We start from the raw sequence: 21,517 nt of genomic DNA on the forward strand, positions 1-21,517 counted from the left end.
ATCGCATCCTCTCTCACCTCATCACCAAAGCGCCCGCCCGGGGAAACTCGGGCGGGCGCTTTGCTGTGCGCCGGCAACCGATCGGCGCGCAACACAGCGCGCAATACCCCCTATCGTCGCCCCGCGCCCACCCATCTCCCTACTCCCTCCATCGCACCCGATACCACCAGCGCCAAAAGCCCGATCAACACCGCACCCTCCAACACAAACGCCGCATTGCCCGATAGCAAACCCGCCACAATCACCTCCCCCAGCGTCCGCGAACCCACCGTCGAACCAATCGCTCCCAGTCCCAAACCCGTCACCAGCGACAAACGTAAACCCGTCACAAGACGGCGCTCACCCCACTACCCAAAACGACGGCCGCGACGGCGATCGCGGAACTCACACCAGCCGCAAAGCACCGCGCTCGAAACGAGCGCAGACGCGTCGCTCGCACGACCGAATGCCTCGGTTGTCGACTGCGCCGTCCGCCTAGAACCGCGCCTGGCTTCCATAGCCGACCAGCTCGAGATAGCCCGCGCAGCCCGATGCGCGCACGAGCCCTTCCCAGTAGATCGGCAAGCCCAGCGTACTGTCGACCTCCTGGTCCGCCATCACCGGGACGAGCTCAAGCCGAAGGCGACGCTCGCGTAACTGGATCTCGACGATCGGATCAATCGGATAGACGCCACCCGATCGGGGCGAGCGCCAGGTGGATCGCGTCGTAAACGAGACCGCCGCAGGCGCCAGGATCTCGACCGCACCCGACGGATCGCGGAACGAGCCGCCCGCATAGGAGGTCCCGCCGTCCGCAGCTCGCAAGCGGAACGCGGTGAGGGCCGACCCATCGTCGAAGTTCAAGCCGGTCCAGTCCCAACCGACGGCTCCCCCCGCTATGTAGTCGGAGGACCATTCGCGATCGAGCCAGGCGCGTCCTGTGACGGTCACCGCCACGTCTCCGCGCGCCCGTTCCCTCACGCGCCCCGAGACGCGCAGTTGCGGGAGCGAGTAGTAGTAGCTGGCGTTCTCGCTGGCCGGCCCCTTGCGGCTGTATCCGTTCTCGCCTTGCAGCAGGGGAGGCGTGGTCGGCTCGAGAAGCAACTCGAACTCGAATGCCTCGTCGCCCACCCGCGTCTCGAAGCGGCCCTCGGCTGTTCTTCGAAAGAACCAATCGCTGATCGCGACGTTTGCGTCGCCGGTTGCCGCAAAAGCCAGCCCGAAACCCTCGCGCCCCGCCCGCTCCGTCGTCTGGATGCGGCCGACCTTGGGGTCCGACAAGCCCGCATGCGCGAACAAGATCTGGTCTGGTGCGAAGCGACTGGGATTGTCCCCTTCGCCGCCGGGAGGACGGGTGCGGAAGAAGGTGACCTGAAATCCCACCTCGTCGCCGTCCGGAAGCGTCAAAGAGCCGGTGACGTACCACCATTCCGTTCGGAAGGCGGGATGCGCTCCGTGGTCCTCGGGGAACACCAGGGGGACACCGGGCCGCACCACCGGATAGGGCGTCGCCGCACGGGACCGGACAGGCGCTGCAGCGACCAGACCCAGCGCACCACCGCCCATCCATGTCAGGAGACGTCGCCGCGAAAGCGCAGGATATCTCATCGAACGATCCCTGCCGGCACGAGGGACAACAAAGGAGCGAGGCCGCCGGCCCGAGGATGGCTTGCGCGTCTACCCATCACCAATCCTCGCGCACGGCCAGCACCGCGTCGCGGGCGGTGGCCCGTCGTGCCGCCACCATCGCGGTCACGGTCGCCGCCAGTGCAAGCGCCGCGACCACCGCAACGATCGTGCCGATGGGCACGCGCGTCGTCATCGTCCAGTTGAAGGACTGCGGGTTCACCACATGAATCAGCACCTGCGACAGACCGAGACCGAGGAGAACGCCCGCCAGCGCCCCGACGAGCCCGAGCAGCGCGCCCTCCAAGCCCAGCATCGCCACGATCTGGCGTGGCGCGACGCCGATATGGCGCAGCATGCCGAACTCGCGGATGCGGGCCACGGTCTGCGACGAGACCGTCGCGGCGACGCCCGCCAAACCGACGAGGATCGCGACCGCTTCCAAGAGATAGGTGACCGCAAAGGAGCGATCAAAGAGATCCAGCGCGAAGCGGCGCAGCGTGGCCGGCTCGGCGATCGAGACGGAGCGGGCGAGTTCGGGTCCCAGCGCACCGCGCAGCGCGTCGCCGGTTCGGCCCACGTCGGCGCCGACCTGGAGTGTCACCGCCGCCTCGTCCCGCCGCCCGTCACCCGACAGGCGCTCGTAGTCCTCGATCCGCACGGCGATCGCGCCCTGCTGGCGGGCATAGTCGCGCCAGACGCCGGCGACCGTGAACGCCGTCGCTCCGCCGATCGGCAACGTGATGCGCTGCCCGAGTTTCCAATCGTAGATTCGGCTGGCGGGCTCCGAAACCCAGATCGGAGTCGCGTCGCCGGTTGCAGGCGCTTCGCTGATCAGGGCGAGGGAGGTGGCGGGCTCGCTGGCGACCGGCCGCGCGATCAGGACGACGGGCGGCTGTCCCGGACGGATGGACAGCGGAAGCTGACGGCTGAAGTCGATCGCCGCAACGCCCGGAACAGCGCGCAGGCGCGCCTGAAGGGCGGAATCGAAGCCCGCGCCCGACTCCACGCGCAGATACAGATCGGCACGCAGAACGTCGCCGAGCCAGTCGTCCACCGCCACGCGAAAGCTCGTCACCATGGTCGCCATCGCGATCATCAAGGCCGTGCTCGCCACGATGCCGCACAGCGCGGTCGCCGCCTCGCCCGGGGCGCCATGAACATGGCGCAGGGCGAGGAGCGCAGGCGCCGCGCGCGGCGGTCGCCGCAGCAGAGGGGCCAGAAGGCGACGCAGAAGCCAGGGTACCCCGGCGACCCCGCCCGCCAGGATCAGCGCCATCGCCGCAAATCCGAAGATCGGCAGGCCGTTGACGGCCGGAAGAAAGGCCAGCGCCGTGCCGCCTCCGAGAAGCCAGAGCGCGGGTGCCAGCGGCGGCGAGCGGCGCGGATCCAGCGCGTCGCCCGTGTTCTTGAGGGCGGCCGCGGGCGCCGCGCGGCTGGCGGCCCGCGCGGGCAGGATGCTGCCGAGAAGGGCGGCGGCCAGACCCAGCAGCAGGAACACCAGCGCCGCGGCCGGCTGGAAGGCGACGCCCGCCGCGCCGTCGCGAAAGTAGCCGGCGCCCAGATCGCCGCCGAACCAGCGCAGAAGCGCAACCGCCAGACCCCATCCCCCCAGCAGACCCACCAGGGAGCCCACAAGGCCGATCACGAGACCCTCCGCGGCCACTGCCGCGATCACGCCCCCGCGCGGCAGGCCAAGGGTTCGGATCAGCGCGAACACGCGCAGGCGACGCGCCACCGACAGGGATTGAGCCGAAAAGACCAGGAAGCCGCCGGTCACGAGCGCCACGAGCGCCAGCATGTCGAGGTTGACGCGGTAGGCGCGCGACAGGGCATTGCCCTGGGCCGCCTCCTCGTCGGCGCCGCCGAGCGACGCGTCACCGGGCAGTTGCGCAGCGATGCGGTCGCGCGTGCCGTTCGGATCGTTGCCGAGCCGCAGGTCGATGCGATCGAGACGGCCGAGGCGGTCGAAGAGCCATTGCGCAGCCGCGATGTCGAGCGTGCCGATGCGCTGGCCCTCCGCAACGCCCGGCAGCACGCCCCGCACGCGCATTTCCACCTGGCGTCCGTTGGCATCGACGGTGACGCGCTCGCCAACCCCCGTGCCGAGGTCCGACAGGACCGCCCGCGACAGATACAGGGCATCCGGGGCGAACGGGCTCTCGGAGCGCGTGTCGATATCGTCGGCGACGCCAACGAGGCTGGGCGTCACGGCCATCGCACGGAAGGCATCCAGACCCAAAAGCGTCACGCGCGTGGCACCGATCGTGGCGTCGAGGCTGACCACGGGACTGGCGCCCGCGACGCCCTCGGTTTGCGCGATGACCGGGTACAGAGCCTCGTCGAACCCGAGCGGGCTCGAAGCGCGGACCGCAAGGTCCGCCGCCCCGTTGACGCCACGCACCGCACCGTCAAAGGCCTGCAGCGCCGAGGCGTTGACGAGATGAACCGCAAAGCCCAGCGCGACGCCCACCGCGATCGCGAGCGCCGTCAGCAGGAAGCGCGTGGGATGGGCCCGCGTTTCGCCGCGCACCAGCCACCCGAGCGCGAGGCGAGCGCTCGCCAGTCCCGCCTCAGCGGCCATCCGCCAAGACCTCCTTCGCTGTATCGTCGCGCAGGCCCGAGGCGGTCAGCGTCAGCACGCGATCCGCGATGCGAGCGGTGGCGCGCGAATGCGTGACGATCACGGCCGCCGCCCCGGTCCGCCGCACCGCGGCGGCCAGAAGATCGAGGACCCGGGCCGCCGTGTCGGGATCGAGATTGCCGGTGGGCTCGTCGGCCAGGATCAACGCCGGCTCGTGGATCAGCGCCCGTGCGATCGCGACGCGCTGCAGCTCGCCGCCGGAGAGATCGCGCGCGTAATCCTCCGCTCGGCCACCCAGGCCGACCGCTTCCAGCATCGCCCGTGCCCGCTCGCCGATCGCGCGCGCGTCGCTGCGCACCAGGGCGAGCGGCAGGCCGACATTCTGGCCGAGCGTCAGATAGGGAAGGATATGGAAGGCCTGAAACACGAAGCCGATCCGCTCGCGCCGCAACCGCGTTCGACCCGCCTCGTCGAGCGGCCCGATCCGCTCGCCGCCGACCCGCACCTCGCCTTGGTCCGGCTCGTCGAGACCGGCCAGGATGTTGAGAAGCGTCGACTTGCCGACGCCGGACTCGCCGAGAATGGCGACGATCTCGCCGCCCGCGACCGAAAGCGAGAGCCCATCAAACAGCTGGCGTCCGCCCGGCACCGATTTCGCCAGGCCCGACACCTGAAGGGACTCGCCGGGTCGATCGTCCGGACGGGTTTGGGCGCGCACGGGCGCAAGAAGATCGGACACGGGCGGCTCTCGGCATGACATCGCTGCCCCGCACCGCGGATCGGCGGCGGGTCAGGCGCATGTCGAGCCGAATCTGTTCGAGTCAAGCCAAGCGAGCCGAGACGCGGCGTCGTGCCGCCCATGGGGCCGGCGGTCAGGCTTCGGGGTCGAGCGACCCGTTCAGCCTGTAGGCCAAGCCATCGGGCCGGTAGCGCAACTCGCCGCGCCCGACGAAGTAGCCGGGCACGACGCGCTCCACCAGACGACTGCCGAACCCCTTGCGGTCGGGGGCCGCGACGGGCGGACCGCCGCTCTCGCTCCAGCTGAACAGAAAGGACCGGTCGTCCTGCGCGGTCCAGGACACCTCGATGCGACCCGTCTCCTGCGCCAGCGCGCCGTATTTCGCGGCGTTGGTGGCCAGTTCGTGGACCGCGAGCGCCAGGCCCATCGCCTGCTGGCTGGACAAGCCGACCGCGGGCCCCTGGAACCGAAAGCGATCGTCGCCGTCCTTGTGGGGCTCGAGCGCCGTCTCCAGAACCTCGCGGATGTCGGAGGCTTCCCAGTTCGCCTCGGTCAGCATCTCCTGCGCGCGACCCAGCGCCTGGATGCGGGCCGACACGACCTCCGCCGCCTCGTCCAGGCTCGGCGCGTGGCGCAGGCTCTGGGTGACCACGGCCTGCACCATGGCCAGCGTGTTCTTCATGCGATGGGCCAGTTCGCGCTGCAGGAGACGCTGTCGCTTCTCGGCCTCGCGCTGGCTCGTCAACGCTTGCCGCGTCTTCTCGTATTCGCTGGCGACCAGTGCGTTGGCGCCCGCCAGCGCGTTGCGGGCCTCGACCGTCCTCGTGGTCTCGTTGACGACGTTCATGAAGCCGCTGATGCGGCCCGCGTCGTCGTAGAGCGGGGAATAGGAAAAGGTCCAGTAGGTGTCCTTGGTCACCCCGCCGCGCGTCAAACGGAGAGGAAGGTCCTCGTACCAGGTTCCATGGCCCGACAACGCCTGTTCCGCAAAGGGGCGAACGCCCTCCAGAACCTCGGCCCAGTACACCTCGAAGGGCGCACCGATCGGGTCCGGCGGCATGCCGACGATGGTCGGCGAATAGGCCTCGTTGAAGAACTGAAGGAGATCGGGTCCCCAGAAGAAGACCATGTGCTGGCGCGACCCCAGGGCCAGCCGGATCGTCGCCTTCAACGCCTGCGGCCAGCCGGCGATCGGTCCGAGCGAGGTCTCGGCCCAGGTCTTGCCGAGGATCGCCGCACCGATCCAACCCTGCTTGCGCAGGTAGTCCTCGAACGTCTCGGGATCGGATTCGGGACGAAGCGGGATCAAGCGGAGTGTCTCAGACCGTCCAAACGTATCGGGTTCGTTCTTCTTGGCGAGCAGTGGCCGGCCCTGTCAACGGTCGCCGGCGCTCCCTGGTGCAGGACAAGGTCGCGTGAGGCGAATAGGCAACGCCACGAGGCCGACACAAGTCCCGGGCTGTAACCGAAGCCGAGAGTGTTTCACGTGAAACGGAGGCGTTATGCGCCGAGCGATCCAGGGTGCGGCGACGGCCGTTCTGCTTCTCATGGCCGGCAGCGTGCAGGCCGCGCCGCCCGAGATCGAGCGCGGCTTCCGGCAGTTCCTGGAGCGCGAGATCTGGCCGGAGGCCCGGGCCAACGGCGTGTCGCGCGCCGTGTTCGACCGGGCGCTCGGCGCCGTCCATCCGAACCTCGACCTGCCGGACCTCGTCCTGCCCGGTGAAACGGCGCCGGTCGAGGAGGTGAACCGGCAGGCCGAGTTCTCGAGTCCCGCCGGCTACTTCGACGAGAAGCGCATGGCCGGCACCGTGACGCGAGGCCGGGCGCTCCTGCGCACCCATGCCGACCTCCTGCGCCGCATCGAGCGCCAGACCGGTGTGCCGGGCCCGATCGTCGTCGCGATCTGGGGCCGGGAGTCCGGCTACGGCACCGCGAAGATCCCGCACAACGCCTTCGAGGTTCTCGGCACCAAGGCCTATCTCGCCCGTCGCAAGGCCATGTTCCGCGAGGAACTGATCGCCGCTCTGCGCATCGTCCAGGACGGCGACCGAGAGGTCGCCGACATGCGTTCGTCTTGGGCCGGCGCGCTCGGACAGCCGCAGTTCATGCCCACCAAGTTCCGCGAACTCGCCCGCGACGGCGACGGCGACGGCCGCCGCGACATCTGGAACTCGGTGCCCGATACGCTCCTGTCGATCGCGGTCTACCTTCAGGATGCCGGCTGGGTCGCGGGCCGCCCTTGGGGCTTCGAGGCGCGCGTGCCCGCCACGGTCTCCTGCACGATCGAGGGCCCCGATCGCATGCGCCCCGTCGCCGACCTGGCCGGTGCCGGCATCACGCGCATCTCCGGCAAGCCGTTTCCCGCCGCCGAGGCGCGGCAGCCCGGCACGCTTCTCATGCCGGCCGGCCGCTTCGGCCCCGCCTTCGTGGCGACACCCAACTTCTATACGATCAAGAGCTACAACAACTCCGACCTCTACGCCCTCTTCATCGGCCACCTCGCCGACCGCATCGCGGGCGCGGAGGGCGCCTTCCAGACGCCGTGGTCCGCGCCCAAGGGCCTGACCCGGGGCGAGGTCTCCCGCCTTCAGCAGCGTCTCGAGGCCAAGGGCATGGATGTCGGGGGAACCGACGGTCTCGCCGGCTTCAAGACCCGCCGCTCGCTCGGCGCCGCCGAGGAGGCGGCCGGCCGGCCCGCCACCTGCTGGCCGACGCGCGAGACCGTGCGCATCGCCGGGTAGCGCGCGCGTTCAGGGTCTCCCCAGACGGGAATCCGCCCTCGACGGGGCCCGGGCGAGCCACGGGTCTCGCCCGTCTCAAGGACGGGAATGGTTTCCCTACCCCCCTTTCCTTGAAGAGTGTTTCCTACCAACGGGGGCCAGCGGCCTCCTTTTGGCATGGAAAAGACAGTTCCATAAAAGGAAGGGTCCGGGACGTCATTCCCGGACGGGGACCGGGGCGGTAGCTTCGCCTCGGCCCCCGAGCGCACGCGTTCAGGCGATGCGGCCGCCGCCCTGCTTGGTGATGGCGACGACCGAGGGGCGTGTCGGCATGTCCGGCTGGAAGTCGGGCCAGCGGGTGGAAAGGTCCTCGTAGTAGGAGAGGCGGCCGAAGCCGTCCCAATCCTCGCCGCCGTCGGCCGGATGCTGCACGGCGACGAAGGCCGTCTGCATGTCCGGCAGAAGAAGCGGGCCGCACATCTCGCCGCCGACCGGCACGCGGAAGAACAGCTTCGAGGTGCCGCGCGCCGGACCGTCGGTGTCCACCGCCCAGAGACCGTCGGTGCGTCCGGTGGCCTTTGGCGAGTTGCCGTCGGTGGAGACCCAGAGACGGCCGTCGGTGTCGACGTGGCAGTTGTCCGGCATGCCGAACCAGCCGTTCCGCGTGGTCTCGGTCGAGAAGGTCGCACCGACCTCGGCGACGGCGGGATCGCCGCACTTCAGGAGAACCTCCCAGCGACCCGTCGTGGCGGCGAAGTCCCCGCCCTCTTCCGCGATCTCGATGATGTGCCCGAAGGCGTTGTTGGCGCGCGGGTTGGCGCCGTCGACCTGGGTGTCCTTGCGGCGCGTGTTGTTGGTCAGCATCACGTAGACGCGGCCGTTCTCGGCGTTCGGGCCGATGTCCTCGGGCCGGTCCATCGGCGTCGCGCCCAGAAGGTCGGCGGCGCGGCGCGTCTCGATCAGGACGTCGCCCTGGTTCTGGAAGCCGTTCTCGGCGGTGAGCGGACCCTCGCCGAACACCATCGGCATCCAGGTCATGACACCATCGTCCGCGAACCGGGCGACGTACAGCGTGCCCTCGTCGAGAAGGTTCATGTTGGCGGCGCGGTCGTCGGGATTGTAGCGGCCCTTCGTCACGAACTTGTAGACGTAGTCGAAGCGCTCGTCGTCGCCGAGATAGAAGACGACGCGTCCGTCCTTGTTGACGACGTTGTCGGCGCCCTCGTGCTTGAAGCGACCGAGCGCGGTGCGCTTACGGGGCACCGAGGTCGGGTCCATCGCGTCGACCTCGACGATCCAGCCGAAGCGATTGGCCTCGTTGGGCTCCTTGGCGACGTCGAAGCGATCGTGGAACCGGCCCCAGCTGTAGGTGCCCTCGGGAATGCCGAGGCGCTTGAAGTTGGCGGCCTCGGGATGGTTCTCCGGCAGCTTACCGGTGAAGTAGCCGTGGATGTTCTCCTCGGCCATGATGTAGGTGCCCCAAGGCGTGACGCCGCCGGCGCAGTTGTTGATCGTGCCGAGGACCCTGGTGCCGCTCGCGTCGGCCGACGTCTTGAGGCGGTTCGATCCGGCGGCGGGGCCGGTCAGCATCATCTCGGTATCGGCCGTGATGCGCCGGTTCATGGCGCCGTCGCGCACGACCTGCCACTTGCCGTCTGTCTTGCGGATCTCGACGATCGTGCCGCCATGGGCCGCCATCTCGACGTCGACGCGGTTCTGGTCGGCATCCGCGATCTTGAGCTTGGCGACCTTCTTGGCGGGATCCTTCGCGTCCGCCTCCTCGACCACCTGGACGATGCCCGGGAACATCAGGTGCTCGTTGGTGTACTCGTGGTTCACCACCAAGAGGCCGTGCTCGGAGGAGCCGTCCAGCGGAATGAAGCCGACGTAATCGTTGTTGTAGCCGAACTGGCGACGCTGCGCCTCGGGCGTCTGCCGGGTCGGATCGAAGACGGGGCTGTCGGCAAACAGCGGGTCGCCCCAGCGCAGCAGAACGTCCGCGTCATAGCCTTCGGCCACGTGGTGACGCTCGTCGATGCCGGCCTCGACCTCCGGGAACGTGAAGCGCGAACCATTGCCGGCCGAGCCCTGGGCCCGGGCCTCGTCGGCGACCAGAAGCGCCGCCGGGCTGACCGTCGCGGCGATCGCGGCCGCGGCCAACGAGCCGCGCAGGATGTCGCGGCGCGAGAAGCGGCGCGCGATGATCTCGCCCATGGTCGTGTTGGCGGTCGGGTTCAGACCCTCGCCGTCGGCTTCCTCGAGGCGGCTGGTGGGAAAGGCGGCCTGACGGGCTGCGTGGTCGGTCATCACAAAATCCTGGGATCGCGTTTCTGGAAACGTTCCAGAACCGCCCTAGGGGGCGAACGTCACAGTTCGATGACAGAGGTCGCGGATGGCGACGTCCTGCCGGTCGGCTGGCCGCCGTGCGTTGCGCCTAAACCAAGGGTTTGGATGAAGTTTCCATGACACGGGAACGGCGGGCGGGGATGCGACGTCACCTCGTCGGCAGACGGCTCGGCCATCCTCCCGGGACCGTCGCCCTTGATCCTGTCGATCCCGCCGAAAGGTCCCCTGATGAAGCCTCTTCTGATCGCCGTCGCGCTTGCCGCGTCGCTGGCCTCTCCCGTTCTGTCGCAGCCCGCCCCGGGCACGGCCACGCAGCCCGCCGTTCCGGCCCTCAACTCCGGCGAGGAGGTGGACTCGGGCGTCGGCGCGACCGATCCGCAAAGCTTCGTCGGCCGCGTGGCGATGAGCGCCGACGGGCGCGAGATCGGTCCGATCCGTGAGGCCGAGATGGCCAGCGACACGAGCGACGGCGGAGTACTTGTGGTGGAGCACGGGGGCCGCACGCTGCGTCTGCCGGCGGCGGGCGCCAGCGTTGCGGGCGAGCGCGTCACCGTGTCCTCGACCTTCGAGCGCGCCACCGCGAACTGACAGGTCTACCGACAGCGAGAAGGGGCGCTTCCGCCGGGAAGCGCCCCTTCGATTTTTCGTATCAAGCTTTGGTGATGAGCCGGCTTACTTCGAACCGAGGCATAGAACCGGATAGACCGACTCCTGCACCTTCGCGGTCGCATCCGGAACGCTCTCCAGCGCCGCCGAGGCATCCGCCGTCTCGTAGCGGACGTTGTGCGTCTCGAGGAAGCGGGTGGCCGCGTCGGGGCGGATCGCGAAGTTGATGGACTGCGGGATGTCGCCGGTGAGATCGGCAACCGCCACCGCATTGAGCTTGGCGGTGACGACGCCGACCACGCGGCCCGCGAGATCAACCAACGGGCCGCCGGAGTTGCCGGGCTGCACCGGTGCCGAGATCTGCAGGTAGTTGGCGTCGTTCATCAGGCCCATGAGCGAGGACACGTTGCCGCGCGTCACGTTCAGGCTGTCGGCCAGGATCGAGCGCAGAGGGAAGCCGAGCGCCAGGACGTCCTCGCCGAGGCGCGGCTTGCCGCCGACGATCGCGAGCGGCTTGCCGAGCGGCTTGTCCATCTTCACCAGCGCGAGGTCGTGATCCTCGTCGACCACGACCTGCGAGGCCGCGCCGAGATCGCCGACCAGAACGGTCTTGCAGCTCTTGGCGACATGGGCGTTGGTCAGGAGCCAGCCGTCGTTCGACACCACGAAGCCGGTGCCCGAGGAGTCGAAGCCCGGACCCGAGGTTCCGCCGCCCGGCGCCGAGGGCTTGGTGGGGGCGGTCGCCGCCTCCTCGCCGAAGGCGACGCCGGCGGCGCGGCCCGACTCGAAGAGCTTCGCCATTGGGCCGAGTTCGGCCGCGGGCTCGCGGGCGAAGGGCTGGAAGCTCTCGGCCGCGACCTGCGCATAGGGGCGCACGAGCGCGTCCTGATCGCTCCAGGCGACCGAGAAGCCGCGCAGGTCGGTTCCGCGACCCTGGAAGCGGATCAGGAAGTCGCGACCTTCCTCGATGCCGCGGATCGTGAAGCCGTCGCCCTTGCGCTCGGCGGTCGCGACGCGGCGGTCGGGTCCGTTGGCGGACAGGACGTCGAAGACGCGGTCCAGCGTGTGGCCGTCGTTGAAGCGGACGGTCTCGATCTCGATGCGGCTGTCGGCCGAGCGCCACATGCGGCCGATCTCGGTGTCGCCGGCCGGCTCGACCAGCGCGCCGGGCAGGGCCACGCGCGCGCCGGTGGCGGTGTCGTCGGCGAAGGTGAAGCCGACCGCGTCGCGCGTCTTGTCGCTCGCGGTGATCAGCGCGCGCAGGAAGCGCTCGTCCATCACGCCGTCGGCCACCATGCCGTGGCGCGCCTGGAAGTCGCGCACGGCCCGCAGGGTCTGCGGTCCGACCTCGCCGTCGAACGTGCCCTGGTAGTCGCCGCTCCACGCCAGGCGCGTCTGCAGGCCCTTTCGGAAGGCGATGTCGGTGTTCTGGTTGTAGGCGGCCGCCAGCTCGCTCGCGGGCGAGGCGTGGGCGGGCAGGGCCAAAGGCGACGCGCACAGGACAAGGCCGGTCAACATCGCGGTGATGGATGCGCGCATCGTGTTATCCCCAAGCCCCAAATCAGTCCGGGGGATAAACGCAAGAGAGGCGTTTTCGATCCCGGCGGATTAATGTTTTGTCAAGCTTTAGGCCTTGAGTTTTTCTCTATCATTGCTCGGGCGTGTGGAAAACCTTTCAAATACGTTTCGTCGCGGCCTGCGAGAGCGACCGAAACGCGGCTACCGCGCGTCCGCCTCGTCGTCGGACTGCATCTCGATCTCGCTGATTCGCCCCGCGCGGCGCATCAGCTTGGCGGTGGACACCAGGATCTGGTCGACGTCGCGCCCCGCCTGCCCGAAGTGCGTGCGCAGCGCTTCCGCGCGCGCTTGAAGCCGCGCCATGTCCTCGGCCAGAAGCATGACCTCGCGCTGGATGCGGCCGGCCTCCTCGCGCATGCGCCCGTCCTTCAGAAGCGCGCGCACCACCTCGATCGAGAGCATCAAGAGGGTCGGCGAGACCACCACGACGCGCGCGCGCCGGGCGCGCTGGAGGACATCGGGGAAGTGCTCGCCGAGATCCGCGAAGATCGACTCCGACGGCACGAACAGGAAGGCCGTGTCCTGCGTCTCTCCGGGCAGGAGGTACTTCTCGGAGATCGCCCGCACATGAACGTCCATGTCGCGGCGAAGCCGCGAGGCGGCGGACTGGCGCGTGCCCTCGTCCGGCGCCTCGCGAAACGCGGTCCAGCTTTCCAGCGGAAACTTCGCGTCCACCACGAGCGCGGGCGCGCCGTTCGGCATGGGGATCACGCAGTCCGGCCGCTTGCCGTTGGAAAGCGTCGCCTGAAAGGCGTAGCCGCCCGGCGGCAGCGCGTCGCGCACGATCGCCTCCATGCGCGCCTGGCCGAAGGCGCCGCGCGCCTGCTTGTCGGCGAGGATGTCCTGCAGCCGCACCATCTCGCCGGCGAGGCTGCGGATGTCGCCCTGCGCCCGGTCGATCAGGGCGAGGCGCTCCTGCAGGCGGGCCAGCGTCTCGCCGGAGCGCTCCGCCTGGTCGGCGAGCTGGCGATGCAGCGTGCGGCCGACCTCGCCCTGGCGCTGGGCGAGAAGCTCGCCCATGGACTGGACGCGGCCCGACAGCTCGGCCTGCGCGCGCAGCACCGCGTCCAGACCCTCGCCCTCGTACCCGCCGGGATGCCGCCGCCGGAGGAGCCGCCACGAGAGCGCGAACGCCAGCAGAAGAAGCAGGAGCTCGCCAGCGCTCACGAGATGCGAGCCGAGCGCGAAGAGCGGCCGGTCGAGAAGCGGGGCGAGCGAGGCGAAGTCCATGAACCGGGACCCTATCGTCTCGCTGCGACCGAAGCCAGATCAAACCGGGAACGCGGGCGTCTCGGTTGACCGCTCCCGGGCTTGCGATTACCTGACGCCCATGACCGTCAAGCCCCTTGTGATCCTGCCCGATCCCATCCTGCGCCGCGTTTCCGATCCCGTGCTGCGGGTGGACGATGCCGTGCGTCGTCTCGCCGACGACATGCTGGAGACGATGTACGACGCGCCCGGCATCGGGCTCGCCGGAATCCAGGTGGGCGAGCCGCTGCGCATCGTGACCATCGACCTCTCCAAGGAGGACGATCCGGAAAAGGCGCCGCAGGTGTTCCTGAACCCGGAGATCCTCGCCGGCTCGGACGAGCGCTCGTCCTACGAGGAAGGATGCCTGTCGATCCCGGACTACTATGCCGAGGTGGAGCGGCCCGCGCGCGTCACGGTGCGCTGGCTGGGCCTGGACGGCCAGAGCCACGAAGAGGAGGTCGACGGGCTGCTCGCCACCTGCCTGCAGCACGAGATCGACCACCTGAACGGCGTCCTGTTCATCGACCACATCTCGAAGCTCAAGCGCGACATGGTGATCAAGCGCTTCACCAAGGCCGCGCGCAAGTCGGCCTGAGGCCGGCCGGGCGCTTTTGCAGCCCGCTCCGGACACGCACAGACGGACCGTCGCCGCATGACCCTCCGCATCGTCTTCATGGGCACGCCCGTCTTCGCCGTGCCGACGCTGACGCGCCTTCACACCGAGGGCCACGCGATCGCGGCGGTCTACGCGCAGCCGCCCCGGCCCGCCGGCCGGCGCGGCCTGCAGCTCGTTTCCGCGCCCGTGGCCGTCGAGGCCGAGCGCCTCGGGCTCGAGGTTCGCACGCCGGTCTCGTTGAAGGGCGAGGCGGAGCGCGAGGCGTTCCGCGCGATCGGCGCCGATGTCGCGGTGGTGGTGGCCTACGGGCTTCTCCTGCCGCAGGCCGTGCTCGACGCGCCGCGCTTCGGGGCGCTGAACGGCCACGGCTCGCTTCTGCCGCGCTGGCGAGGTGCCGCGCCCATCCAGCGCGCGATCGAGGCGGGCGACGCTGTGACCGGCCTGATGGTGATGGGCATGGAGGCGGGGCTCGACACGGGACCCGTGGCGCTGACGCACGAGGAGCCGATCGGCCCGCGCGACACAGCGGGCGACCTGTCGGCCCGCCTGTCGGCCGCCTGCGCCGACCTGATGGCGGAAGCGATGCGGCAGCTGGAGCAGGGAGCGCTCCGCTTCGAGACGCAGGACGCGATCGCCGCGCGGACGGGTCGCGAGACGCTCTACGCCGCCAAGATCGACAAGCGCGAGGCCGAGATCGACTGGCGTCAGCCGGCCGATGCGATCGCGCGCCGCATCAACGCCTTCTCGCCCGCGCCCGGCGCGTGGACGCTCTTGCGCGGCGAGCGTCTGCGGCTCCTGCGCGCGGAGGCCGGGGAGGGGAGAGGCGAGCCGGGCGCCGCGCTCGACGACGCGCTTCTGGTCGCGGCCGGCGACGGTCGGGCCGTGCGCCTTCTCGAGGTGCAGCGCGCCGGCGCCAAGGCCGGTCCCGCCTCCGACATGCTGCGCGGCGCGCCGGTGCCGGCCGGCACGCGGCTCGGGCTCTAGCCCTCGTGCCCCGATACAAGCTCACCATCGAATACGACGGCACTCCCTACGTCGGCTGGCAGCGGCAGAAGAACGGTCTGTCGGTGCAGGAGGTGCTGGAGCGCACGATCTCGGAGTTCGCGCGCGAGGAGGTGACCGTGTTCGGGGCGGGGCGCACGGATGCCGGCGTTCATGCGCTCGGACAGGTGGCGCATGTGGACCTCACACGCGCGTGGCGGGCCGATACGGTGCGCGACGCCCTGAACGCCGCGCTGCGCGAGGCGGGCGGCGTTTCCGTGCTCGCCGCCGACGAGGTGCCGGACACGTTCGACGCTCGCTTCTCGGCGAGGAAGCGGCACTACCTCTACCGCATCCTCGACCGCCGGCCGCCGCCGACGGTCCTCAAGGGCCATGTCTGGTGGGTCTGGCGGCCTCTCGACGTCGAGGCGATGCACGGCGCGGCGCAGCGGCTGCTCGGCACGCACGACTTCAACGCCTTCCGGTCCGTGAACTGCCAGGCGAAGAGCTCGATCCGAACGCTGGAACGGCTCGATGTCCGCCGCGAGGGTGCCGAGATCCATATCCACGCCTCGGCCCAGAGCTTTCTCCACAACCAGATCCGGTCCTTTGCCGGTACGCTGAAGCTGGTCGGCGAGGGACGCTGGAGCGCGGACGACGTGGAAGCCGTCCTCGCTTCTGCCGACCGCACGCGCTGCGGCCCCGTCGCCCCGCCGGACGGCCTCTACCTCACGCAGGTGGATTACGAGGGTTAGGCAGCGAAACAACCGATCGAGGCAACGGGCCGCGGCGGCGGCGCGGGACCCGCTCCCTTCGCCGTGCCGGGCGCTGACTTTCAGCCCGGCGCGCGCGCGACCTGCACGTCCAGCACCCAGGTGACGCCGAAGCGGTCGCGCACCATGCCGTAGAGCGGCGAGAAGCCGGCCGGACCCAGCGGCTGGATGATCGTCCCGCCCTCCCCGAGCCCGTTCCAGTAGCGAGTGATCTGATCGGCGTCGGTGCCGCGCACCGACACGAAGACGGGGATCGTTCCGGGGTTCCAGTCCCGCGCGGCCGGCACGTCCATCGCCATGACGTGGAAGCCGTCCTCGGAGGAGACCTCGCCCCAGATCACCTGGTCGGCCTCGGCCGCATCGGTGACGGCCCCCGCGTCGGCGAAGGTGACGAGCGTCAGCCGCCCGCCGAACACGGACTGGTAGAAGGCGAGCGCCGCACGGGCCTGCGCGCGGAAGTTCAGGTGGGTGACGGTCTGGATGGTCATGGCGGTTGCCTCTTCGTGTCTGACAGGAAACACGTTAGACCGACCCAACTGACAGTTTGCGGCAGTTGGCGAAGGGGCGATGGCATGGCGCGGTCGGATCGGTTGTTCCGTCTTCTCCATGCCATGCGCACCATGTCCGCCCCGATCACCGCGGCGCGGCTGGCGGAAGCGACCGAGGTCTCGCAGCGATCGCTCTACCGCGACATCGACGCGCTTCGCGCGGCCGGGGCACGGATCGAGGGCGAGCGGGGCTACGGCTACCGGCTGATCGAGGACTACGCGCTGCCGCCCCAGACGTTCGAGCGCCCCGAGATCGAGGCGATCGCGCTCGGGATGGCAGAGGTCGCCAGCTTGGGGGACCCGGTTCTGGCCGAGGCGGCGGCATCGGTCCTGGCCAAGGTCGCCGCCACGCTGCCCGACGACCGCGAGCAGTATCTCCTGCACGCGATCTCGCAGGTCTTCCGGCCGACGCCGCGCTACGGGGCGACGCCGCACATGGAGACCGTGCGCGGCGCCTGCTGGCGGGAGGAGGCGCTTGAGATCGGCTACGTCGACCAGAACGGCGCCGTCAGCACGCGCAGCATCCTGCCGCTCGCCGTCGTCTACACCGACCGGACGCAGACCGTGCTGGCGTGGTGCTGCCTGCGCGAGGATTTCCGCATGTTTCGCGCCGACCGTCTCCGGACCGTCTCCCTGGCCGAGTCGAGCTTCCGGCCCCGACGCGCCCCGCTTCTGCGCCGCTATCTGGCGGAACTGAAGGCGCGGGCCGCGTCCGCGGCGGAGCCCCGCCAGGGCGCGGAAGGCAAGGGGTAGGCGGCTCGCCCGTCGCCGGGCACTGCCGCGGCGCCCTGCTACGCGATGCGGATGCCGAACAGGTCGGAAACCGCCGCGTAGCTCATCAGCGCCACGATCACCATCATCGTGACGATCGCGATCGACAGCGGCAGGTCGGACTGGGTCGAGTGGCTGACGAGGCGCACCGTCAGGACGATGGACAGCGCGGCGACCACGAGACCGAGCGCCTGCGTCCCGTCGCTCGAGCCTATCACGAGCACCAGGAGAAAGAAGGGCGAGAAGATCCAGGCCATCAGGGCGCCGCCCCAGTTCAGCGCCACCACGAAGGGCACGATCTTGCGCGTGAAGCCGATATGGCGCGCGACCGACATCATGATCAGGATAGGCACCAGCCAGGCGGTCGCGTCGGCCGTGGCGTGGGCGAGATAGTCGAGCGCGGTGCCCGCCTCGCCGCCGGCCCGCTCGATGCGCTCGAACTCGATCCACGACAGGATCGAGGGCGGCAGGGCGACGAGAAGCGCGGCGAAGGACCGCCAGAAGCCGTCGGCCGACAGGTCGAGCCGGTGCAGGCCGTCTGATTGGCCCCCCATCAGGCGCGCCGCGCCCGAGAAGTAGCGCAGGATCTCCCCCAGCGAGGGCAGGAAATCAGGCGTGGGCGGCGAACCAGCGGGCAATGAAGGTCTCATAGATGCGCGTCAACGTCTCGAGGTCCGACAGGGCGACCCGCTCATCAGCCATATGCATGGTGCGCCCGACAAGCCCGAACTCCACCACCGCGCAATGGTTCTTGATGAAGCGCGCGTCGGACGTGCCGCCCGACGTCGAGAGTTCCGGGACGCGGCCGGTGATCGCCTCGACCGCTTCGCCGAGCGTCTGCGTCAAAGCGCCCGGCGCCGTCACGAAGCAGTCGGAGACCGGCTCGCGCCAGCGGAGCGCGTATGCGCCGGGCCCGCGCGGGCAGGCTGCGAGCCCCGCCTCGATGCGGCGCTGGAGTTCGGCGCGCAGCGTGTCGCCCGTCCAGCAGTCGTTGAACCGCACGTTGAACCGCACCGTGGCGCTGGCGGGCACGACGTTGGTGCTCGGGTTGCCCGTGTCCACCGAGGTGACCTCCAGGTTCGAGGGCTGGAACCGGCTCGTGCCGCCGTCGAGAAGCGGATGCAGCAGCGCCTGCAGCACCGGCCCGAGGCGGTGGAGCGGATTGTCCGCCCGGTCGGGATAGGCGACGTGGCCCTGACGGCCCAGAAGCGTCAGCTCGCCCGAGAGCGAGCCGCGCCGCCCGATCTTGATCATGTCGCCGAGCGCGTCCGGATTGGTGGGCTCGCCGACGAGGCAGGCATCGAAGCGCAGTCCTTGTGCCTCGGCATGGCGCAGAAGCTTCACCGTGCCGTTGACGGCGGGCCCTTCCTCGTCGCCGGTCACGAGAAACGACACGCGGCCCGCTTCGGGAAGCGCGCCACGGGCGACGAGGCGCGCGAGCGCCGCCACGAAGCAGGCGATGCCGCCCTTCATGTCGACCGCGCCGCGCCCCCACATCTCGCCGTTCTCGACCGCGGCGGAAAAGGGCGGGTGGCGCCAGCTTTCCTCGGGTCCCGGCGGCACGACGTCGGTATGGCCGGCAAAGCAGAGGTGAGGCCCTGCCGCCCCGCGCGTGGCGAGAAGGTTCTCGACGCTGGCCTCGCCGCCTTCATGGAACACGGGACGCTGGACCTCGAAGCCGAGCGGCTCCAGCATCCGCTGCAGCGCCTCCAGCGCGCCGCCCTCAGCGGGCGTGACCGACGGGCAGCGCAGAAGCGTCTCGAGGTTGCGGGCAGGGTCCAGAACAGGCTCGGTCATGGGCCATCCCTTAACGTTCCGTGTGGATCGCGTCACCCAGCGGGGCCACCCTTGGCCTATGCATGGAAAAATCAAGACTGGTGCTTTCGCGCCACGCTGCGCTACGTTCGTGAACGGTTCGTAACCTTCGCCCCAGCTTCGCCACGTTTTGGCCGGGTTCGGGGGCGAGGTCGAGCCGCAGGGGAAACTGCCATGGGGGCCATGCATGACCTATCAGCGGGCTGAGGAAGCCCGGTTCGCTCGTTTGCGCGCCGGACATTTCAAGCACGTGGCGACCTTCGCCGTCCTCGCACCGCTGATCCTGTCGGGATGCGTGTCCCACAAGGACACCCTGACCGGCACCGCCGATCTCACCCCCACCGCGACACCCGGCCAGACGCCGGCCGCCACGCAGGTGGCCGAAGCCTCCAAGCCCGTCGAGATCGCCAGCGCCGACGGCGGACCGACCCGGGTGATCGTGCCGCAAAGCCGCCCGTCGGCCGCGCCGGTCCAGGTCGCGGCCGCGACCCAGCCCGCCGAACGGGGCGAGCGCGTCGCCCGTGCGCCCGCCGCCCGCTCCATCGCCGGCCGCGCGCTCGACACGGCTTCGGCCGCCAAGGACGCCGCCGCGCTCACCGCGATCGCCGCCAAGGACACCGTGGTGGCGGGTGCCGCCAAGGTCGGCTCCGGCGCCGCCCGCGTCGCCAGCGTCTCGGTCGCCACGGTCCAGAACGTCGCGCAGGCCGTGTCGGACACGATCACCGGCGACCCGAAGATCGACCGCATGATCGAGGCGGCGGCTGACGAGAACGACATTCCGCGCGAGCTCGCCTATGCGGTGGTGCGCGTCGAGAGCCACTACAATCCGCGCGCCAAGGGCTCGGGCGTCTACGGCCTGTCGCAGATCAAGCCCGCCACCGCGCGCGGGCTCGGCTTCTCGGGTTCGGCCGAGGACCTTCTCGATCCCGAGACCAACCTTCGCTACGGCATGCGATACCTGAAGGGTGCCTGGGAGCAGGGCAACGGCGACGTCTGCCGGACCGCCATGAAGTACAAGGGCGGCCATCGCACCACGGTGATGAGCAAGTCCGCCAGCGTGTACTGCTCCAACGTCAAGCGCCACATGGCCTCGATCCGCGCCCGCAAGACGCCGGCCATGGGCTCCGACCGCATCCTGGTGGCGGCCGTCGAGCCGACGCCGCGCAAGGGCCTGATCGCCCGCAGCATCGCCACCGCCGCGGCGACGCCCTCCCAGCTTCCCGGCGTCTCGGCCGCCGCGCTCGTCGCCCCGACCGCCGCCCCCGCCATGCCGGCGGCGACGCCGGGCACCATCGCCCGCGTCGCCCAGCCCGACAGCGCGCCGCGCCCGGCCGAGACCGCTGCGGCGCCTGCGACGCCGATCGTGAAGCTTGCGGAAAACCGCCCCGTGCCGCTTCTGGAACGCGCCGCCAAGGGCGGCAGCACGGGCGGACGCGTGGTGCGCACCGCGCCCGTGGCCGAGCCCGACGCCAGCCGCTTCGGCGGGTCGTTCGACGCCTCCGGCCCCTCGACCGGCGCTGCATCGGCCGGCGGCCTCGGCTTCAACTGATCCGCAATCCATGGCTGCAACAGAAAAGGCCGGGCGCATCGCCCGGCCTTTTCTGTAGGAACGTCCCGAACGGTCCGGTCCCGGTCCGCCGAACGGCGGTCCACGGGACGGTCCCCAAGGGCTCCCTGGCCCGGCGCCGTGTGCGACGCTGGGGCCGCGCCGGCGCCGGCCGGGAGCGCGCTAGCTGCGCAGGAGCTCGTTGATCGAGGTCTTGGAGCGCGTGCGCTCGTCGACGCGCTTGACGATCACCGCGCAGTAGAGCGCGGGGCCCGCCTCGCCGTTGCCCATCGGCTTGCTCGGCAGCGAGCCGGCGACGACCACGGAATAGGGCGGCACCTCGCCATAGGTGATGGCGCCGGTCTCGCGGTCGACGATCTTGGTGGACTGGCCGATGAAGACGCCCATGCCGAGCACCGAGCCCTCGCGCACGATGCAGCCCTCGACCACCTCGGAGCGCGCCCCGACGAAGCAGTTGTCCTCGATGATGGTCGGGCCCGCCTGCAACGGCTCCAGGACGCCGCCGATGCCGACGCCCCCCGACAGGTGGACGTTGCGGCCGATCTGGGCGCAGGAGCCGACGGTGGCCCAGGTGTCCACCATCGTGCCCTCGCCGACGCTGGCCCCGAGGTTCACGAAGGAGGGCATCAGGATCGCGCCGCGCCCGATATGGGCGGAACGGCGCACGATGGCGCCGGGCACGGCGCGAAAGCCCGCCTCGCGAAAGCGGTTCTCGCCCCAGCCGTCGAACTTCGATGGGACCTTGTCCCACCAGGTCGCCCGGCCGGGTCCCCCCTCGATGATCTCCATGTCGTTCAGGCGGAACGACAGGAGCACGGCCTTCTTCAGCCACTGGTGAACGGTCCAGCTGCCGTCGTCGCCGCGCGTCGCGACCTTGAGCTCGCCGCGGTCGAGGCTGTCCAGCGCGGCGTCCACGGCCTCGCGGACCTCGCCCCGTGTCGAGGCGTCGATGCCGTCGCGCCCCTCGAAGGCGCTCTCGATCGTGGTTTCCAGCTTGGCGGCGTCCAGCATCGCGAT

At 70.1% G+C, this 21,517-nt stretch carries 18 protein-coding genes; 7 read left to right on the forward strand and 11 right to left on the reverse strand.

Annotated features, from left to right (window positions below):
- Nucleotides 1-474 precede the first annotated feature (474 nt).
- The 4 genes from BLQ76_RS20835 to BLQ76_RS20850 form a co-directional block, all read right to left on the reverse strand.
- The gene (locus BLQ76_RS20835) at nt 475-1,587 is read right to left on the reverse strand and encodes a lipocalin-like domain-containing protein (RefSeq protein ID WP_244519760.1); all 1,113 of its coding nucleotides are present in this window, start codon (nt 1,585-1,587) and stop codon (nt 475-477) included.
- A 76-nt stretch (nt 1,588-1,663) separates the two neighbouring features.
- Entirely contained in the window at nt 1,664-4,189 is a 2,526-nt protein-coding gene (locus BLQ76_RS20840; protein ID WP_090677148.1) for an ABC transporter permease, read from the reverse strand.
- Nucleotides 4,179-4,928, reverse strand: coding sequence for an ABC transporter ATP-binding protein (locus BLQ76_RS20845; protein WP_244519761.1), 750 nt, complete (start codon nt 4,926-4,928; stop codon nt 4,179-4,181). Before BLQ76_RS20845 ends, BLQ76_RS20840 begins: the two co-directional genes overlap by 11 nt.
- Nucleotides 4,929-5,061: 133 nt before the next feature.
- On the reverse strand, nt 5,062-6,237 hold the full coding sequence (locus tag BLQ76_RS20850) for a PAS domain-containing sensor histidine kinase (protein WP_244519762.1): 1,176 nt from the start codon (nt 6,235-6,237) through the stop codon (nt 5,062-5,064).
- A gap of 193 nt (nt 6,238-6,430) precedes the next feature.
- Here BLQ76_RS20850 and BLQ76_RS20855 point away from each other — a divergent pair, with 193 nt between their 5' ends.
- On the forward strand, nt 6,431-7,669 hold the full coding sequence (locus tag BLQ76_RS20855; RefSeq protein WP_090677150.1) for a lytic murein transglycosylase: 1,239 nt from the start codon (nt 6,431-6,433) through the stop codon (nt 7,667-7,669).
- A gap of 252 nt (nt 7,670-7,921) precedes the next feature.
- Here the strand turns inward: BLQ76_RS20855 and BLQ76_RS20860 are convergent, their stop codons facing one another.
- Nucleotides 7,922-9,955 carry a PhoX family protein gene (locus tag BLQ76_RS20860; protein ID WP_090677151.1) on the reverse strand — a complete coding sequence of 678 codons (2,034 nt, stop codon included), beginning with the start codon at nt 9,953-9,955 and terminating at the stop codon, nt 7,922-7,924.
- A 267-nt stretch (nt 9,956-10,222) separates the two neighbouring features.
- On the opposite strand from BLQ76_RS20860, the gene BLQ76_RS20865 reads away from it, so the two are divergent.
- Entirely contained in the window at nt 10,223-10,582 is a 360-nt protein-coding gene (locus BLQ76_RS20865) for a hypothetical protein (RefSeq protein ID WP_090677152.1), read from the forward strand.
- Between the two features lie 84 nt (nt 10,583-10,666).
- Here the strand turns inward: BLQ76_RS20865 and BLQ76_RS20870 are convergent, their stop codons facing one another.
- Nucleotides 10,667-12,139, reverse strand: a complete 1,473-nt coding sequence (locus BLQ76_RS20870; protein WP_244519763.1) for a serine protease — start codon at nt 12,137-12,139, stop codon at nt 10,667-10,669.
- A gap of 180 nt (nt 12,140-12,319) precedes the next feature.
- Nucleotides 12,320-13,408, reverse strand: a complete 1,089-nt coding sequence (locus BLQ76_RS20875) for a DNA recombination protein RmuC (protein ID WP_090677153.1) — start codon at nt 13,406-13,408, stop codon at nt 12,320-12,322.
- Between the two features lie 100 nt (nt 13,409-13,508).
- On the opposite strand from BLQ76_RS20875, the gene def reads away from it, so the two are divergent.
- From def to truA, 3 genes are read left to right on the forward strand one after another with little or no spacing between them, the layout of a single operon-like run.
- The gene (gene def, locus BLQ76_RS20880; RefSeq protein WP_090677154.1) at nt 13,509-14,024 is read left to right on the forward strand and encodes a peptide deformylase; all 516 of its coding nucleotides are present in this window, start codon (nt 13,509-13,511) and stop codon (nt 14,022-14,024) included.
- A 57-nt stretch (nt 14,025-14,081) separates the two neighbouring features.
- Nucleotides 14,082-15,029, forward strand: a complete 948-nt coding sequence (fmt, locus tag BLQ76_RS20885; RefSeq protein ID WP_090677155.1) for a methionyl-tRNA formyltransferase — start codon at nt 14,082-14,084, stop codon at nt 15,027-15,029.
- A 5-nt stretch (nt 15,030-15,034) separates the two neighbouring features.
- Entirely contained in the window at nt 15,035-15,781 is a 747-nt protein-coding gene (gene truA / locus BLQ76_RS20890) for a tRNA pseudouridine(38-40) synthase TruA (protein WP_090677156.1), read from the forward strand.
- Between the two features lie 80 nt (nt 15,782-15,861).
- Here the strand turns inward: truA and BLQ76_RS20895 are convergent, their stop codons facing one another.
- Entirely contained in the window at nt 15,862-16,287 is a 426-nt protein-coding gene (locus BLQ76_RS20895) for a VOC family protein (protein WP_090677157.1), read from the reverse strand.
- Between the two features lie 84 nt (nt 16,288-16,371).
- Between BLQ76_RS20895 and BLQ76_RS20900 the strand changes: the two genes are divergently transcribed.
- Nucleotides 16,372-17,100 carry a helix-turn-helix transcriptional regulator gene (locus BLQ76_RS20900; RefSeq protein WP_090677158.1) on the forward strand — a complete coding sequence of 243 codons (729 nt, stop codon included), beginning with the start codon at nt 16,372-16,374 and terminating at the stop codon, nt 17,098-17,100.
- Between the two features lie 38 nt (nt 17,101-17,138).
- On the opposite strand, the gene BLQ76_RS20905 is transcribed toward BLQ76_RS20900, so the two are convergent.
- On the reverse strand, nt 17,139-17,756 hold the full coding sequence (locus BLQ76_RS20905) for a hypothetical protein (protein ID WP_244519764.1): 618 nt from the start codon (nt 17,754-17,756) through the stop codon (nt 17,139-17,141).
- Nucleotides 17,728-18,915: a succinyl-diaminopimelate desuccinylase gene (gene dapE / locus BLQ76_RS20910; RefSeq protein WP_090677159.1), complete on the reverse strand. Its 1,188-nt coding sequence runs from the start codon at nt 18,913-18,915 to the stop codon at nt 17,728-17,730. Before dapE ends, BLQ76_RS20905 begins: the two co-directional genes overlap by 29 nt.
- Nucleotides 18,916-19,183: 268 nt before the next feature.
- Here dapE and BLQ76_RS20915 point away from each other — a divergent pair, with 268 nt between their 5' ends.
- On the forward strand, nt 19,184-20,482 hold the full coding sequence (locus BLQ76_RS20915; RefSeq protein WP_170842710.1) for a lytic transglycosylase domain-containing protein: 1,299 nt from the start codon (nt 19,184-19,186) through the stop codon (nt 20,480-20,482).
- A 180-nt stretch (nt 20,483-20,662) separates the two neighbouring features.
- Here the strand turns inward: BLQ76_RS20915 and dapD are convergent, their stop codons facing one another.
- A complete protein-coding gene (dapD, locus tag BLQ76_RS20920; protein WP_210285906.1) occupies nt 20,663-21,511 on the reverse strand; it encodes a 2,3,4,5-tetrahydropyridine-2,6-dicarboxylate N-succinyltransferase in 849 nt (282 codons plus the stop codon).
- Nucleotides 21,512-21,517: the final 6 nt, after the last annotated feature.

Source organism: Aureimonas jatrophae (assembly GCF_900104035.1).
Classification (GTDB): Bacteria; Pseudomonadota; Alphaproteobacteria; order Rhizobiales; family Rhizobiaceae; genus Aureimonas; species Aureimonas jatrophae.

Bases quoted from the DNA above. Each gene is read 5' to 3' on its own strand.
- dapE (WP_090677159.1), bottom strand. From the start codon at position 18,915: ATGACCGAGCCTGTTCTGGACCCTGCCCGCAACCTCGAGACGCTTCTG.
- BLQ76_RS20855 (WP_090677150.1), top strand. From the start codon at position 6,431: ATGCGCCGAGCGATCCAGGGTGCGGCGACGGCCGTTCTGCTTCTCATG.
- def (WP_090677154.1), top strand. From the start codon at position 13,509: ATGACCGTCAAGCCCCTTGTGATCCTGCCCGATCCCATCCTGCGCCGC.
- BLQ76_RS20895 (WP_090677157.1), bottom strand. From the start codon at position 16,287: ATGACCATCCAGACCGTCACCCACCTGAACTTCCGCGCGCAGGCCCGT.
- BLQ76_RS20860 (WP_090677151.1), bottom strand. From the start codon at position 9,955: ATGACCGACCACGCAGCCCGTCAGGCCGCCTTTCCCACCAGCCGCCTC.
- BLQ76_RS20875 (WP_090677153.1), bottom strand. From the start codon at position 13,408: ATGGACTTCGCCTCGCTCGCCCCGCTTCTCGACCGGCCGCTCTTCGCG.
- BLQ76_RS20900 (WP_090677158.1), top strand. From the start codon at position 16,372: ATGGCGCGGTCGGATCGGTTGTTCCGTCTTCTCCATGCCATGCGCACC.
- dapD (WP_210285906.1), bottom strand. From the start codon at position 21,511: ATGCTGGACGCCGCCAAGCTGGAAACCACGATCGAGAGCGCCTTCGAG.
- BLQ76_RS20865 (WP_090677152.1), top strand. From the start codon at position 10,223: ATGAAGCCTCTTCTGATCGCCGTCGCGCTTGCCGCGTCGCTGGCCTCT.
- BLQ76_RS20840 (WP_090677148.1), bottom strand. From the start codon at position 4,189: ATGGCCGCTGAGGCGGGACTGGCGAGCGCTCGCCTCGCGCTCGGGTGG.
- BLQ76_RS20870 (WP_244519763.1), bottom strand. From the start codon at position 12,139: ATGCGCGCATCCATCACCGCGATGTTGACCGGCCTTGTCCTGTGCGCG.
- BLQ76_RS20835 (WP_244519760.1), bottom strand. From the start codon at position 1,587: ATGAGATATCCTGCGCTTTCGCGGCGACGTCTCCTGACATGGATGGGC.
- fmt (WP_090677155.1), top strand. From the start codon at position 14,082: ATGACCCTCCGCATCGTCTTCATGGGCACGCCCGTCTTCGCCGTGCCG.